The 14349-nt window shown below is 52.3% G+C and carries 18 protein-coding genes; 10 read left to right on the top strand and 8 right to left on the bottom strand.

Features of this window, described 5'->3' with window-relative positions; all coding sequences use genetic code 11:
- Nucleotides 1-65: 65 nt before the first annotated feature.
- Nucleotides 66-662, bottom strand: coding sequence for a response regulator transcription factor (locus AC5E51_RS08380; protein ID WP_491778420.1), 597 nt, complete (start codon nt 660-662; stop codon nt 66-68).
- A complete protein-coding gene (locus AC5E51_RS08375) occupies nt 659-1861 on the bottom strand; it encodes a sensor histidine kinase (RefSeq protein WP_491778419.1) in 1203 nt (400 codons plus the stop codon). The genes AC5E51_RS08380 and AC5E51_RS08375 overlap by 4 nt, the downstream gene beginning before the upstream one ends.
- 248 nt (nt 1862-2109) lie before the next feature.
- Here AC5E51_RS08375 and AC5E51_RS08370 point away from each other — a divergent pair, with 248 nt between their 5' ends.
- Complete coding sequence (locus AC5E51_RS08370; protein WP_491778418.1) at nt 2110-3192, top strand: OmpA family protein; 1083 nt, start codon at nt 2110-2112, stop codon at nt 3190-3192.
- Nucleotides 3193-3267: 75 nt separating this feature from the next.
- On the opposite strand, the gene AC5E51_RS08365 is transcribed toward AC5E51_RS08370, so the two are convergent.
- Complete coding sequence (locus tag AC5E51_RS08365) at nt 3268-3651, bottom strand: DUF1145 domain-containing protein (RefSeq protein WP_491227177.1); 384 nt, start codon at nt 3649-3651, stop codon at nt 3268-3270.
- 46 nt (nt 3652-3697) lie between these two features.
- Between AC5E51_RS08365 and ubiE the strand changes: the two genes are divergently transcribed.
- From ubiE to tatC, 8 genes are all read left to right on the top strand, one after another.
- On the top strand, nt 3698-4447 hold the full coding sequence (gene ubiE, locus AC5E51_RS08360) for a bifunctional demethylmenaquinone methyltransferase/2-methoxy-6-polyprenyl-1,4-benzoquinol methylase UbiE (protein WP_068440186.1): 750 nt from the start codon (nt 3698-3700) through the stop codon (nt 4445-4447).
- On the top strand, nt 4447-5073 hold the full coding sequence (locus AC5E51_RS08355) for a ubiquinone biosynthesis accessory factor UbiJ (protein WP_491778417.1): 627 nt from the start codon (nt 4447-4449) through the stop codon (nt 5071-5073). Before ubiE ends, AC5E51_RS08355 begins: the two co-directional genes overlap by 1 nt.
- 2 nt (nt 5074-5075) lie before the next feature.
- Complete coding sequence (ubiB, locus tag AC5E51_RS08350; RefSeq protein WP_068440192.1) at nt 5076-6728, top strand: ubiquinone biosynthesis regulatory protein kinase UbiB; 1653 nt, start codon at nt 5076-5078, stop codon at nt 6726-6728.
- Between the two features lie 92 nt (nt 6729-6820).
- Nucleotides 6821-7198 (top strand): phosphoribosyl-AMP cyclohydrolase, encoded by a 378-nt coding sequence (gene hisI, locus AC5E51_RS08345; protein WP_217693605.1) that lies wholly within the window; start codon nt 6821-6823, stop codon nt 7196-7198.
- A 7-nt stretch (nt 7199-7205) separates the two neighbouring features.
- Nucleotides 7206-7538, top strand: coding sequence for a phosphoribosyl-ATP diphosphatase (locus AC5E51_RS08340; RefSeq protein ID WP_076516836.1), 333 nt, complete (start codon nt 7206-7208; stop codon nt 7536-7538).
- A 12-nt stretch (nt 7539-7550) separates the two neighbouring features.
- A complete protein-coding gene (tatA, locus tag AC5E51_RS08335; RefSeq protein ID WP_068440200.1) occupies nt 7551-7814 on the top strand; it encodes a Sec-independent protein translocase subunit TatA in 264 nt (87 codons plus the stop codon).
- Nucleotides 7814-8197 (top strand): Sec-independent protein translocase protein TatB, encoded by a 384-nt coding sequence (gene tatB / locus AC5E51_RS08330; protein ID WP_301376675.1) that lies wholly within the window; start codon nt 7814-7816, stop codon nt 8195-8197. The genes tatA and tatB overlap by 1 nt, the downstream gene beginning before the upstream one ends.
- Entirely contained in the window at nt 8194-8934 is a 741-nt protein-coding gene (gene tatC, locus AC5E51_RS08325; protein WP_297531703.1) for a twin-arginine translocase subunit TatC, read from the top strand. Before tatB ends, tatC begins: the two co-directional genes overlap by 4 nt.
- An 11-nt stretch (nt 8935-8945) precedes the next feature.
- On the opposite strand, the gene AC5E51_RS08320 is transcribed toward tatC, so the two are convergent.
- The 5 genes from AC5E51_RS08320 to AC5E51_RS08300 are packed head-to-tail and all read right to left on the bottom strand — an operon-like array spanning nt 8946 to nt 12745.
- On the bottom strand, nt 8946-9839 hold the full coding sequence (locus tag AC5E51_RS08320) for a prenyltransferase (RefSeq protein WP_297531702.1): 894 nt from the start codon (nt 9837-9839) through the stop codon (nt 8946-8948).
- 17 nt (nt 9840-9856) lie between these two features.
- On the bottom strand, nt 9857-10195 hold the full coding sequence (locus AC5E51_RS08315) for a hypothetical protein (protein WP_273089900.1): 339 nt from the start codon (nt 10193-10195) through the stop codon (nt 9857-9859).
- A 12-nt stretch (nt 10196-10207) separates the two neighbouring features.
- Nucleotides 10208-11002, bottom strand: a complete 795-nt coding sequence (locus tag AC5E51_RS08310) for a S1/P1 nuclease (protein WP_301376676.1) — start codon at nt 11000-11002, stop codon at nt 10208-10210.
- Between the two features lie 25 nt (nt 11003-11027).
- The gene (locus AC5E51_RS08305) at nt 11028-12089 is read right to left on the bottom strand and encodes a DUF3080 family protein (RefSeq protein ID WP_301376677.1); all 1062 of its coding nucleotides are present in this window, start codon (nt 12087-12089) and stop codon (nt 11028-11030) included.
- On the bottom strand, nt 12086-12745 hold the full coding sequence (locus AC5E51_RS08300) for a TetR/AcrR family transcriptional regulator (RefSeq protein WP_076516850.1): 660 nt from the start codon (nt 12743-12745) through the stop codon (nt 12086-12088). The genes AC5E51_RS08305 and AC5E51_RS08300 overlap by 4 nt, the downstream gene beginning before the upstream one ends.
- A 151-nt stretch (nt 12746-12896) precedes the next feature.
- On the opposite strand from AC5E51_RS08300, the gene AC5E51_RS08295 reads away from it, so the two are divergent.
- Nucleotides 12897-14339: a coniferyl aldehyde dehydrogenase gene (locus tag AC5E51_RS08295; RefSeq protein ID WP_297531697.1), complete on the top strand. Its 1443-nt coding sequence runs from the start codon at nt 12897-12899 to the stop codon at nt 14337-14339.
- The last annotated feature ends 10 nt before the right edge of the window (nt 14340-14349 follow it).

Raw genomic sequence — 14349 nt, 5'->3', positions numbered from 1 at the left:
TTTATATATACAAAAACTATACACAAACAATACAAAAGACAAGACACACTTCAGGTCAGCTCACCTCAAGAAATACCACGATCCCGGAGTGCCGCGATCGCCTGAGCACGATTTGCCACCTCGAGTTTACTGAACAGATTGGACGTATAGTTCTTCACTGTCCCAAGACTCAGGCAACACTGATCCGCTATTTGCTGATTCGTCATCCCCGCGACCAGACAGCGTGCCACCTCGAATTCCCGGACGCTCAGATCCCAGTCCTGAGGGTGGTGGTTCAACGCCGGAAATACCTGCTCACCAGCTGCCACGGCCTTAAGCGCGGAGACCAGTTCATTGATTTCCACACTCTTGGCCAGCCAGCCTGAGGCGCCATTACGACGGGCCTCACGACTTAGCGCCGCATCCGCGAAGGTCGAGAGAAAGACCACAGGAGTGCGGAGTGCTGGCTTCAGAGACTTGAGAGTTTCTATGCCGTCGTGACCAGGCATATGGAAATCGAGCAATACCAGATCACACCCGGCGGGATGCTCACCTAACCAGTCCGTCAGTGCCTGCCCTGACTCAAGAGTGGCCACAACCTTGAATGCACCCGACATCTCCAGCAGGGTTGCTACGCCCTGCTGCACCAGAGCCTGATCATCAACCAGAACGAGTTTCATCATACGCTGGTCTCCGGCAACCTGATGTTCCAGGTCAGTTGATTCTGGTCTGACATTTCTACCAAAAAGCAGCCATCCATCGCGGCTATTCGCTCTTCCACGCCTGTAAGTCCGTTTCCGTAGCTGAACTCACCGGTGTACTCACCCATGTACTCAGCCAGATCTGTCAGTTTCAGTTCGACAGATCCATTACTGTAGTGACTGCGGATTTCAACCTCCCGCCCCTCAGAGTGCTTCATGACGTTGGTCAGAAACTCACGCACCACTGACAGCAGAGTTTCACAACACTTGGGATCGGAGATTTTCACCTTCTCATCCCACAGTGTCGTGACTTGCAGCGTTGTTGCCTGATCTACAAGATCGGTTAAAGCGTCATAGAAATGAGCGGAAGGTACCTGACGTAACCCCGATACAATGTCATCAAGAACCGCGAACATCTTCCTGCTGGCATCCCGCGAGCGCTCCAGAGGCGCAACGATATCATCAGACAACTCTAATCGACTGGCCTGCTGCTCCAGAATCTGAAGGTTCATATGCAGAGTCGCGAGCTCGTGCCCCATATTATCGTGCAGGTTGTGACGGATATTGCGCCTTTCCAGCATCCGTTCGGATTCGGCAATCTGGGCCTGCGCCATGCGCAACTCATCACCCATAACCCGCAAGCGCCTGACCTCACTGATCTCGACCACAATACTCAGGCCGAAACTCCACAAGACCAGCTGCATGAGCATGCACAAACAAAAAATAAGCAATTGATCCTGCGGGAACTGTATCGCAAACAACACGGCCACCAGCATATTAAAGCTGAGTGAATATTTGGGTGAAAAACGGACAACCAGAGACGCCGAGTTCACGACCATCAACACCGCGTAGGGCGCACTCCCGGAAGGTACATCAGCAACGCCTATCAGAAGAATGGAGCACAGGTGTGACCCCACCAGAAACAGCCAGAACCGCCAGTCTCGGTTATCAACACGCCAGGCGAGGTTGTTCATCAGCAACTCCCGGGTGCCCAGAAATGCCAGAGCACAGAAGCAGAAAACGCTGGTTGCCATGAGTGAAATAGCCAGCAGTCGCTGTTCAGGAGGACACACCGACAGAATAATATAGGCAGCGATTGCCCAGGCAATGATGCCCAGCGTAATAATAATGCCTGCGCGCAGAATATAGGGTATCCGCAATGGCAGAGTGACGGAGTCCATGTGAGAAGTACCAGTTATTATCGTTATGGCGCTCAGAGTATTTCATCCTCTCTGGGTCAGCAAACGAGGAGGACCAGAAACCATGCGGTCAGTGATTAAGCATTTGCTAATAAGTGCGAATAAAGTACCACTTTTGTGATCAATTTCCTTGCCAACTGCCTGCCAAGTGTATGAATGGCGCGTTGCCGTTGTAGCTTTGAATTGCAAGCTTAGGTAAAGTTCGGTGGCAATCGATTGGGGGATTGATTATGAAACATTCAGTACTTAGCGCAGCCATTCTGGCCGCGACATCTGCGTCAGTTATGGCTCAGGACTTACCTTACTACTTCACCGTGGGCGCCGCGCACACAGAGAATGAGATCAGTGTTGATCACTTCGGTGATCACATGAAGCACAGTTACACTAACGAACTCTCTCTGGGTTACATGCTCAAAGACAGCCTTGCGCTTGAGGGTAGCTTTGTTATCCCATCCATTATCCAGGACGACTCGCGCGCAGATATCGAGCAGTTCCGCTTCAGCAGCCTGTACTTCCTGTCTGACGACGCTCTTAAGCCTTATCTGACCGCAGGTCTGGGCTTTGAAGAAATGCGCACCGACGGCGGCAGTGCTTCAAATGCTCTGGCATCTCTGGGCGCCGGTGTGCAGTACGACTCTTCTGAGCGTATCTTTGCCCGCGCTGAAATTCGTTATGACGACATGATTAACGAATATCCAGAACACATGAACTATGTCATCGAAGTGGGCTACCGTTTTGGTTCTGCAGCCACCGCGGCAGCATCTGCTGCGGCCGCAGGCAGCACAGTGGCCAGTAACAACATGACTGACGACAGCCAGCTGACCGCTGAGGAAGTCAATGAACTGCCAGCTACCGCGGCAGGCATCCCGGCAAAATCAGCTTTCGAAGACAGCGATAGCGACGGCGTTGCTGACAGCGTTGACCAGTGTGCAGATACTGGCAAGGTTGCGATGGTTGGCAGCAATGGCTGCGACCTGATCAAAACTGTCGAAGCTCTGTTGCGCTTCCCACTGAACAAAGCGGGCATGCCAGGCAAAGCAACAGCTTACCTGGACCAGATTGCTGCTCAGGCGAAAGAAGATAAAGATCTGAAGATCATCGTTGAAGGTCACGCCGATGAAACCGGCACTGATGACTTCAACCAGTTTATCTCTATGGAGCGTGCAAAAACCATCGGTAACTACCTGGTGGCGCGTGGCGTCAGCAAAGATGCGATTGAACTGAAAGCGATGAGTGATTCTCAGCCGATCGCTGATAACACTACAGAAGAAGGTCGCCAACTCAACCGTCGCGTTGAACTGACCGTCGAATAACGGTTCGCCGTAGATTATCAGGGAGGCTCATGCCTCCCTTTTTTGTTCTGTGCCTTGTTAGTCTGCCCTGTGAGCTCAGGACTTAGGCATAAAACGCTGCAGGTGGAACATACCGAATATAAACACCTGAATAGCGTCCAGTCGCACGTTGGTGCTCTTCTTGCGAAAAGCCACCCAGAATAGAAGTACCTCAAGTACGTGAATACCCGCGACGATCAGACCAATGGTCGGCAGGTAACCGAGTAAGCCTTCCCAGCCCTGCACCCAGGCAGTAATCGCCAGTACCCAGAATAAGAATGTTGCTGCTTTCATAGCTACTGTATTCATTTGTTGCTCCCGCAAAGTCTCAGTTAACTCCTGACCAGAAGCCAGAAAAGTATGATGACGCAGATTGCCTGATGCCATTTCAGTTGCACAGGTGCGGTTGTGCCAGCTTGCATTGCCAATGAAAGCAGACATTCGTACTCCGGCTGGTTAGAATGTCGGTCCAGATTGGGAGGTAGGCATGTCCGACAATAAAACAACTCATTTCGGCTACGAGACCGTTTCGGTCGACGAAAAAGCTGGAAAAGTGGCTGATGTATTTCATTCTGTCGCTGCGAAATACGATGTAATGAACGACCTGATGTCATTCGGCGTCCACCGCCTCTGGAAACGCATCACCATCGATATGAGTGGTGCCCGCCCGGGCAATCAGATTCTCGACCTCGCCGGTGGCACCGGTGACCTGACGCGTAAGTTTTCACGCATCGTCGGCCCTCAGGGCAAGGTTGTACTCGCTGATATCAACTCGTCCATGCTGAACGTCGGTCGCGACCGCCTGACCGATCAGGGGTATGTGGGTAATATCGAATATGTTCAGGCAAACGCGGAGTGTCTGCCGTTTGAAGACAACAGCTTTGATGTTATCACCATGGCCTTCGGCCTGCGTAACGTTACCGACAAAGACAAAGCACTGCGCTCCATGGCACGTGTACTTAAGCCAGGTGGCCGTCTTCTTATCCTCGAATTTTCCAAGCCGACGAACCCGGTCATGAGCAAAGCCTACGACCTGTATTCGTTCAGCGCTCTACCATTTATGGGCAAGCTTGTTGCGAACGACTCTGAAAGTTACAAGTATCTGGCTGAGTCTATTCGTATGCATCCGGATCAGGAAACACTGAAAGGTATGATGGAAGACGCAGGCCTTGTCCGCTGCAGCTATAACAATATGACCAGCGGTGTTGTTGCTCTGCACCGGGGAATAAAACCCTGATGCTATCGGCGGTATTCAGTCAGGCGATGTGCCTGCCCGTTGAAGGGCTTATTAATCGTGCGCTTCGCCAGGACGCGGCAACACTCGGGCGCCTGGCTCGTCAGGAAGGGCGCATGGCAGCCGTCGATATTGAGGGGCTTGGTCGCTTTAATATTCGCCTGCTGCGCGATGGCATTGCTCTGAGTATGACGCCCGACTCAGACACAGAGGTGGTATTAAGTGGCAAGCTGGCGGATTTTCTTGAACTGGCCCGTGCGGACGATAAAGCGCATGAGCTGATCAACAGCGATATCGATATGGATGGCGACACCGAACTGGCACTCTATCTGACCCGTACCGTACAGGCGTTAGACATTGATTGGGAAGCTGCCATACAGCCGCTGACCGGAGGCCTGCTCGCTCATCAGATCGGCAAGGGGCTACGCAGCCTCAGTCGCTGGAGCCGTGACACCGGGTCAACCTACCGTACCGCCGCGAAAGAATACCTTGAAGACGAGCTACAGGCGGTAACCCCCTCGGCCATGCTCGATGACTTTGCAACACAGACAGATGATCTGCGCCTGATGATGGATCGTGTAGAAGCCCGGATTGCCGGTCTGGAAAACAAGAAAAAGACTGAGGACTGAGCGTGGGTAACCTCTGGCGACTCTGGAAAATACTCTTCATATTTACCCGCTACCGGCTGGATGCTCTTGTTCCAACCGACCAGCTACCACTTAAAATCCGCATTCTGCTGTGGCTGGCCCCATGGCGCCTGAGTCCGGTGCCGAGCAAGCTCAGCCGCGGCGCACGCTTGCGCCTTGCACTGGAAGCTTTGGGCCCTATTTTTGTTAAATTCGGCCAGATTTTATCCACACGCCCGGATCTGATACCCGAAGACATTGTCGCAGAACTTAAAAATCTGCAGGACAATGTAGCCCCCTTTCCGACCGAGACCGCACTCAAACTGATCGAAGAACAACTCGGGCAACCCATCAGCGAGATGTTCGCCGAGTTTTCCGAAAAGCCGCTCGCGGCCGCTTCCATTGCACAAGTGTATGCCGCACGCCTCTTTGGCGAGAATTCAGAAGCCGGTAAAGAAGTCGTGGTTAAGGTCGTCCGTCCGGGTATCGAGGACACCATTGAACGCGACCTGCAGTTGCTGGAGTTTATGGCTGTACTGCTGGTTAAGTACTCCGCTGAAGGCCGTCGTTTAAAGCCTGTTGAAGTCGTTGAAGACTACCGCCACACCATTTACGGTGAACTGAACCTCCAGATTGAGGCGTCTAACGCAACTCAGTTACGTCGTAATTTCTCAGAATCCGAACTACTGTACATGCCAGAGGTTTACTGGGAATACACGCGCAATAAAGTGATGGTCAGCGAGCGCATCTACGGTATTCCTGTGGCTAACATCGACGAGCTGTATGCCCAGAACACCAATATGAAATTACTCGCCGAGCGCGGCGTAGAGATTTTCTTCACTCAGGTATTCCGCGACAGTTTCTTCCATGCCGACATGCATCCGGGCAATATTTTTGTTTCGCGCGAAAACCCATCAAGCCCACAATATATCGCCATCGACTGCGGTATCGTTGGCAGCCTCACCGACGAAGATCTGCACTATCTGGCGATGAACCTTATGGCCTTCTTTAACCAGGACTATCATCAGGTCGCACAACTGCACGTAGACTCTGGCTGGGTGCCGCCAACGACAAAAGTTCATGAGTTCGCCGCATCGATTCGCAGTGTCTGTGAGCCTATCTTCGAGAAGCCTCTGTCAGAAATTTCATTCGGGCAGGTACTGATTCAGCTGTTTGCGACCGCCAGACGCTTCAATATGGAAGTTCAGCCGCAGCTGGTACTCCTGCAGAAAACCCTGTTGAACATCGAAGGGCTGGGCCGACAGCTGTACCCGGACCTTGATCTATGGACAACCGCCAAACCTTACCTTGAACGCTGGATGCGTGAGCGCTTTGGTCCGAAAGCCGCCTGGAAAGAGTTCAAGCGTCAGCTACCCGGCTGGGTAGAAAAAGCGCCGCAGATCCCTAACCTGATGCACGGTGCCCTGACCCGCCTCAATCATCTCGATGAGAATCAGTTGAGAATGCAGGAGCAATTAGAGGTTCTGAACGCCGCGCTCGAAGCCCAGCGTTTACAAAAGCGCCACCAGACACTAGGGATCATGACTACCATTACTGGCGGCTTGCTGTGGTGGCAGTCTTACGCATTAGCACTGCCAGAAATTGCAGGATTAAGTATCGGCGCCGCCGGCCTGATATGGCTGGTACTGAAGAGCTGATACAGGAATCACGGGCGCAGATTTGGCATTAGGCACAGTCGGCGCTCTACGGTATCCTTCGCGTTTCAGAACAGATGAAACAGGGTTGAATGATGAACTGGCTTGATAAAGTGAAGTGGGATAACGATGGATTAGTACCGGCCATTGCCCAGGATCATGCCACCGGCCGTATCCTGATGATGGCCTGGATGAATCGTGAAGCCCTCGAACTGACCGCAAAAGAGCAGCGCGCGATTTATTACTCGCGCTCGCGTCAGAAGCTCTGGCGCAAAGGTGAATCATCTGGCCACGTACAGAAGCTTCACGAACTGCGCCTCGACTGTGACAGCGACGTTATCGTCATGCAGGTTGAGCAGATTGGCGGTATTGCCTGCCACACCGGACGTGAAAGCTGCTTTTACAAGGTGTACGAAAATAACGACTGGGTCGACGTAGATCCCGTCCTGAAAGACCCAAGTGACATATACTGAGATTCTTATGAGCGATATTCTTCAGCAGTTAGGTGATATTCTGGAAGAACGCAAAGGTGCAGAGGCTGACTCCTCTTATGTCGCCAGCCTGTACCACAAAGGCCTGAACAAAATTCTGGAAAAGGTGGGTGAAGAAGCCACCGAAACCATACTGGCAGCAAAAGATGCTGAGACCAGTGGTGACAATAAAGAGGTCATTTACGAAACGGCCGACCTTTGGTTCCATAGCCTGGTCGCACTGGCGAAACTGGGCGAGCGCCCTGAAGCGGTCATTAACGAACTGGCGCGCCGGTTCAACATGTCAGGCTTAGAAGAAAAAGCCTCTCGTACAAAGAAATAACGGAGAATAACTATGCTTGGCGGTATCAGTATCTGGCAACTCCTGATCATTCTGGCGATCGTCATTATGATTTTCGGCACTAAGAAGCTACGTAATATGGGCGGCGACCTGGGTGGCGCGGTCCGTGGTTTCAAGAACGCAATGAATGAAAAGCCTGACGAAAAAGACGTGTCCGAGGACGATAAAAAGCCGGAATCGCTGACCAGCCAGTCAGCTGAGAAAGCTCCGGAAAAAGACGCAGAATTCAGCAAGACCAAGGATCAGGATAAAGCCTGATGTTTGATATGGGCTTCATGGAGCTGATGGTCATCGGCGTCCTTGCATTGCTGGTACTCGGCCCGGAGCGGCTGCCGAAAGCAGCCCGCACGATGGGGCTGATTATTGGTCGTGTGCGTCGCTCGGTCAGCAACTTTCAGGAAGATCTGGAAAGGCAAGCCCGCACCGAAGAGCTGAAAGCCAAACTTCGTGATCCAGCGGCAACCTTTCTTGATGAAGACATTCTGAATCCAGCGTCCATGAGAAAGCCTAACGTGACTCAGGAAACATCGCAGGAAAAAGAGCCTGCATCGACTGAGAGCACGCCTGAACAGCTGACTGACCAGGCGGCCGAAAAAACACCTGAGCTTTCGAAGAAGCCATCTGAAGAAAAACCTCAATGACCGATCAAGAACAGCCTCTTATTGCCCATCTGGTTGAGCTGCGCAACCGCCTGCTGCGTGCGGTGCTCCTCGTTCTGGTGATTTTTGCGGGCTTGTTCTATTTCGCCAACGATCTCTACCTGATCCTGGTTGAGCCGCTGTCGGTACTGATGCCGGTCGAAGGCCAGATGATCGCCACGGGTGTTGCATCGCCCTTTCTGGTACCTTTCAAGCTGACCTTTGTACTGGCCGTTCTGGCTGCAGTGCCCTTTATACTGCACCAGATATGGGCTTTTATTTCGCCGGGCCTGTACCAGCATGAGAAAAAGTTCGCTATTCCTCTCCTGCTGTCGAGTATTCTGCTTTTCTACGCAGGCATTGCCTTTGCGTATTTTGTGGTACTGCCACTGGTGTTTGGCTTTTTCACCGGCATTGGGCCGGAGGGTATTTCATTCATGCCCGACATCAGCAATATTCTCGACTTCTCGCTGAAGATTTTTTTCGCCTTTGGGATCGCCTTTGAGATTCCGGTCGCCACCTTTCTGATGGTGCTCAGCGGCATGACTACTGTGGAGTCTCTCAGTGGTAAACGGCCTTATATTTTTCTTGGCTGTTTCGTCGTAGGGATGCTGGTAACACCACCGGATGTTATTTCACAGACTATTCTGGCACTGCCGATGTATCTGCTATTCGAGGCGGGAGTTCTTGCTTCACGCTTAATCCGCACACAAGAAACAGAAGCTTCTGAGGCCGATTAAAAGCGACCTTTTTAGCGGCTCAGCAGCAAAGCTAACGCTAACACGACAGGCGTCAGCAGTGTCGCCATCACATTCATACCCAAGGCATCTGGTGCCGCTGCAATATTCTCACGTTCCTGATTCAGAGCTGTCAGCGTCTTCAGCGTAAGCGCCCATGGAATGAGTGCCAGCAAGACCCATTGTGGCCACACACCTGACATAGCCGCCATCACAATTAATCCGGCGACTGAAAAGGTCATGATATTAAAGGCCCGAATTCCCGCAGAAACGCCATACCGAATCAACAAATGCTCTCGACCATGTGCTTTATCGGCTTCGATATCAGGAAACTGATTTGCCAGCAGCAAATTATTTACCATCAGAAAGACGACCGCCGCGCCAAAAGCCACGCAAACCGGCTGCTCAAGTCCTGCGACAATAGCCGTCCCTACCACCATCAGAACGCCAAACCCCAGCCCTGGAGCAAACAAACAAAGGTAGGGTAAACGATTAATGACCGAGGTATAAAACCACACCAGAAGCACCCCTATGCCGCCCAACAGCCACAAGGCGGGGTACGCTAATGACAGATAAACACCGATGATTACAACGCACAACAATGACAGGACAGCTCCGGCCAGTACCCAACCTGCCGCCTGCGGATGTTCGGGCAAACCTCCGCTTCCGCCGCTGAACGGCGTGCGGTCGGTGACAAGATCAAGGCCGCTTTTAAAGTCCTGATATTCATTGAGCATATTGACAGATATATGCGCGAGCAAAGCACCAAGTACAACCCAGATCAGATCAGGATTTAATTGAGGAGAGTATCCTGAGGCAGCAAACCCCATCAGCAGGCAAACGGGGGTCAGGATCAGAAAAGGGGGGCGGGTCGTTTTAAGTGTCGTTGTAAAAGTTGATGCATCCATGCCGCTGTCTCTGTGCTTTACCGCATCGGTGGCAAATCCGATATCAGGCTACTCTCAGTCAAAGCAGGGCTGTCTACCAGGGTTTCGGTGTGACACTGCCAACCTGCATTTCTGCGACGCTGCACAATCTCCTGCGCTTTGCGCTCACAAAATCCTTCTGCTGTTTTTGCATTCCAGACCACCCGTTTTTCTTCCGGTGTCGTAAAATGCACTTCACACGGCAAGCTCCATCCTTGTGGATATACCACCTGAATAGCATGCCATACCTCTCCACTCTCGCAGACAGTACGTTCTTCTTCTGCCGCCATTGCGAATGACGTCAGAAAACATAAAGGGAGTATTCTTATTATGTTCATATTCTTCCCTGATTAACCTGCAGCGCTGACAGGGGCCAACTGATCCAGCAATTTCGCTAGCCGACGGGCAGCAAGATGCAGTCTCGACCGGACCCAATGACGATCAGCAGCGATATCATCGTCTTCGAAACGGGCGCCTTTCCTGTAATTCCGATAGATCTCCCGGGTCTTTTCCAGCGACTCATTGGCCCAGTCTTCCGGACTACCCTCGCGCAGAAATTCCACAGAAAAAGACGCGATAAGATTGCTGTCTTCCGTTAAAGTTCCCGACAGGCTAGGCACATCTCGATCCCAGAACGCATGGAGATTAGTGCGCTCGCCCCGATAATATATCCGCGTCTGATTGCCGCCACGGTCATCTGAATAGCTGACGTGCAATGGCTGATGTACGTCGCCGACAAAATGCCCGAGAAACGCCAATGCTTGCCAGTCGGTATCCGGAGCCCTCTGCAGACGCTTCTGCATTACGCGTATTTCCTCCGTTACACATCCCTTGCCCGGGCAATGTGTACGATGCACAGAGGTATCCTTACGCGCAACGTTGATGTAGTGCCACACCGACGTGTGCTTATAGTCGTCTATCTTTCTTACCCGGTCAGGCCAGCCGCACAATTGCGCGAATGAACGAGCCTCCCGCGACTGCCAAACCAACCCGGAAATCATTTTCTGTGTTTCAGGCGCCGCATACTGATAAGCAAGATCGCACACCACCGCATGACTGGCATAACTGAACGCGTGCGCACCTGAGGCGAACACTGTCATGAACAAGACGGCGAATACTGCGCGCTGTATGCTGTTTATCTTCATAGGCCTATTCTGGGTCAGCTTAGCGTTATTGTGAACCGGGCATCATGGCACATTGAGCCAGAATGTCCTGCCACTTTGTAACATGTCTGCGGTGGGCATTGAGCATAGCGGCCCGCTCTTCCTCCAGAACATTTATGACATCCACCTGCCATTCATCGACAACACCGGTTGGGGCAAGAGAAGAAATGACACTCAGATAACCGATAAGCTCAGCACTGAAGCGGTCAGTTTTACTCAGATAGGGTTGAAGCACACCGGCGTAATACTTATGGAAGACATTCTGCAGAATCTCGGCCTGAGGAGTCCGGCGGCCCGCCGGACACAGCGGACGGTCGCCAAGGCGCTGCTCAAGAAGTCGTGCTCCCTTGATGCTCACATCCATAAGTGCTCGATTGGTTAAACGCCAGCGCCCGATGGCCGCTGTCGCTAACATCTGTTGCTGATGAGACTCCATCACTGCCGATTCGTATTTCCACTCGCCTGACTGCCACTGTTGTCCCTGCTGTACGACATACGCGAGAGCCTGGGTTGCCGCCAGTAATGTCGTCTGATCTTCCGCTGAGGATTCTGCCATCGGGATCAGTCCTTCTGACCGGGATAGAAAAGCCTGCCACTCCTCAGACGAGAGCCAGGCATTCCACCAATACGTCATTCTGGCATCGTATTTCTGCTGCAGAAGGCGACGTAACTTCTCAGCAAGCTCGGGATCATCCTCCCCCAGAACGTCGATGCACTCCGGCGCACTTAGCATCAGGTCACGTTGTAGATGAAGTCTCTGACTGGGCGCTGCCAGCTTACCGAGAGAGCTGTTGTTAGCCCCTAGAACACGTCCCAACTCACACGAGGAGAGTGAGAGAAAGTCGAGAAGATTAATGCTTAACTGGGGCTCGTTGACTGACAACTGGCGACGCCCGGGCAAGTCGACGAGCACTGCCTGAAGTGCCTCACCATCAGACTCGGGCGGTTCAACCTGTAGTGCACGACCGAGGCGCTCGAGATAATCATCAAGTGCGGCTTGCTCACCTGCTGAGCAGCCACAAAGCGCGACTGCAATAACCAGGGTGAGAACAAGACGCAGCGACTTCACCGGCGCTGCATCCAGTCCGGGCGTGGGATAAATGCCCGCTGCAGTGCAAGTACGTCGTCCCGATGATCTGGAGTAAGATAGGGACGTTCAAGACTGAACACCTGATAAATTCCGCCCTGCAACATATCCTGCGTGATCACACTCTCATCCCCCGACAACAGATTGCATTGCAGAAACGAAAACCATGAGGTGACGACAATCCAGGTATTCAACGCCAGATCCTGACAGTCCTGTTCATCAGCAGAGAGTATCCCCGCACCACTGAGCGCCAGAAAGATGTTCTCGATCTGCCTCAGACAGTGACTGAAAAAACCACGATAGCGCTCATGAAGCTCCGGGTCTGCGCTCAGCAGATGCTCCATATCCCGGTGCATAAAACGGTATGCCCAGAGCTCATTGAAGACGTCGGTCAGGTAACGCAGCTTATCCTGAGTTTCGATGACTCGCCCTTCCGGTAACGCCAGTATCTCCAGAACTCTCTGCTCGTAACGATCGAACAAATTGGCGATGATCGCCTGCTTGTTGCGAAAGTGATAATAGAGATTGCCCGGCGAAATCCCGAGCCGCGAGGCAATATGATTGGTTGTAACGGCCCGCTCACCATTCTCATTAAACATCTCTAAGGCCACATCAATGATGCGTTCGCGGGTGCCCATAACATCGCTCCAGAATAATCATGTCTCTACTTTAACCTGAGTAAAGGTATATACGGACAATCTTCTTGTCTACGCACGACACCTCTTGACGAATTAGAGTAATAACTCTAATAATAGAATCTGTTTATTTGTTAACCACCCGGAGGCACCCATGGTTGCCACAGTTTCTACCCTGCATTCGCCCGCTCAGGAAATTGAGCGCCTTCATGCCCTGCACCACCAGCAACTGGAGGCATTTCGCGCAGACCCTATGCCGGACGCCGCTGCGCGAATCGAAAAGTTACGGAAACTGAAAACAGCCCTGGTGCAACAGCAGGACTCTCTCGTCAAAGCAGTAAACGAAGACTTCAGCTGCCGCGCCGAGGGAGACACCCTGATTGCAGAAATCATGACGACCGTGCAGGCACTCAACTACATGGTTAAGAACGTCCGCAAGTGGATGCGCCCATCAGGTCGTCACGTCAATATGCTGTTCGCTCCGGCATCGAATGAAGTTGTTTATCAGCCTCTCGGTGTCATTGGCATCATAGTGCCCTGGAACTATCCGATTCAGCTGGCACTGGTACCGATTGCAACGGCACTCGCTGCCGGCAATCGTGCCATGGTCAAAATGTCCGAATTTACGCCCGCAACCAACCGCGCGCTAAAAGACATGCTGGCTTCGGTATTCGACGAAGATGAAGTGGCTATCATCGAGGGTGAAGTTGATGTTTCCAGCGCTTTTTCAGAGGTACCCTGGAACCACCTGATCTTCACTGGCTCCACCGCTGTCGGCAAACACGTCATGGCCGCCGCCGCTAAAAACCTGACCCCAGTGACGCTTGAACTGGGCGGAAAATCACCGGCTCTGATTGCCCCGGATGCCAACCTTGAGCACGCTGCTGAGCGCATCTGCTTCGGTAAGTCACTGAACGCTGGTCAGACCTGTATCGCACCGGATTATGTCCTGGTGCCTGAAGGGAAGGAAAAGGAGTTCATTGGTCGCTATCACCAGGCATTCACCAAAATGTATCCGACCATGAAAGATAATGATGACTACACAGCCATCATTAACGACCGTCAGTACCAGCGTCTGTTCTCCTGGTTGAAAGATGCCGACGAAAAAGGCGCCAAAATCACCCAGATAAACCCGCGCGATGAGAACTTTTCTGACTGTCGGAAAATGCCACCACACCTCATCGAAAACGGTACCGATGACATGACCGTCATGCAGGAAGAACTGTTCGGCCCCATCCTGCCGATCGTCACATACCGCAGTTTTGATGACGCTCTGGCCTACATCACTGACCGGGACAGACCTCTCGCGCTGTATCTGTTCAGTTATAATCGCGATACTGAAAAGAAAGTGCTTGAGCAGACCCACGCCGGTGGCGTTGCAGTCAATGACACCCTGATGCATATCGCGCAGGATGACATGCCTTTTGGAGGTATTGGCCCCTCAGGTATGGGCCATTACCATGGGAAGGAAGGCTTTGTGACGTTATCCAAAGCGAAAGCTGTACACCGCAAAGGGCGGATTAATAGCGGTAAAGTGATCTATCCGCCATATGGCACACGTCTGCACAATCTGGTTTATAAACTCTTCATCCGGTAAGGGGAAAAGA

The sequence above is a fragment of the Thalassolituus sp. genome, assembly GCF_984348125.1.
The sequence above is the reverse complement of the archived record's forward strand: the minus strand, read 5'-3'. Positions and strand labels throughout refer to the sequence as shown.

Coding starts and splice junctions, on each gene's coding strand:
- AC5E51_RS08380 (WP_491778420.1), bottom strand. CDS start 662: ATGATGAAACTCGTTCTGGTTGATGATCAGGCTCTGGTGCAGCAGGGC.
- AC5E51_RS08375 (WP_491778419.1), bottom strand. CDS start 1,861: ATGGACTCCGTCACTCTGCCATTGCGGATACCCTATATTCTGCGCGCA.
- AC5E51_RS08370 (WP_491778418.1), top strand. CDS start 2,110: ATGAAACATTCAGTACTTAGCGCAGCCATTCTGGCCGCGACATCTGCG.
- AC5E51_RS08365 (WP_491227177.1), bottom strand. CDS start 3,651: ATGTCTGCTTTCATTGGCAATGCAAGCTGGCACAACCGCACCTGTGCA.
- ubiE (WP_068440186.1), top strand. CDS start 3,698: ATGTCCGACAATAAAACAACTCATTTCGGCTACGAGACCGTTTCGGTC.
- AC5E51_RS08355 (WP_491778417.1), top strand. CDS start 4,447: ATGCTATCGGCGGTATTCAGTCAGGCGATGTGCCTGCCCGTTGAAGGG.
- hisI (WP_217693605.1), top strand. CDS start 6,821: ATGAACTGGCTTGATAAAGTGAAGTGGGATAACGATGGATTAGTACCG.
- AC5E51_RS08340 (WP_076516836.1), top strand. CDS start 7,206: ATGAGCGATATTCTTCAGCAGTTAGGTGATATTCTGGAAGAACGCAAA.
- tatA (WP_068440200.1), top strand. CDS start 7,551: ATGCTTGGCGGTATCAGTATCTGGCAACTCCTGATCATTCTGGCGATC.
- tatB (WP_301376675.1), top strand. CDS start 7,814: ATGTTTGATATGGGCTTCATGGAGCTGATGGTCATCGGCGTCCTTGCA.
- tatC (WP_297531703.1), top strand. CDS start 8,194: ATGACCGATCAAGAACAGCCTCTTATTGCCCATCTGGTTGAGCTGCGC.
- AC5E51_RS08320 (WP_297531702.1), bottom strand. CDS start 9,839: ATGGATGCATCAACTTTTACAACGACACTTAAAACGACCCGCCCCCCT.
- AC5E51_RS08315 (WP_273089900.1), bottom strand. CDS start 10,195: ATGAACATAATAAGAATACTCCCTTTATGTTTTCTGACGTCATTCGCA.
- AC5E51_RS08310 (WP_301376676.1), bottom strand. CDS start 11,002: ATGAAGATAAACAGCATACAGCGCGCAGTATTCGCCGTCTTGTTCATG.
- AC5E51_RS08300 (WP_076516850.1), bottom strand. CDS start 12,745: ATGGGCACCCGCGAACGCATCATTGATGTGGCCTTAGAGATGTTTAAT.
- AC5E51_RS08295 (WP_297531697.1), top strand. CDS start 12,897: ATGGTTGCCACAGTTTCTACCCTGCATTCGCCCGCTCAGGAAATTGAG.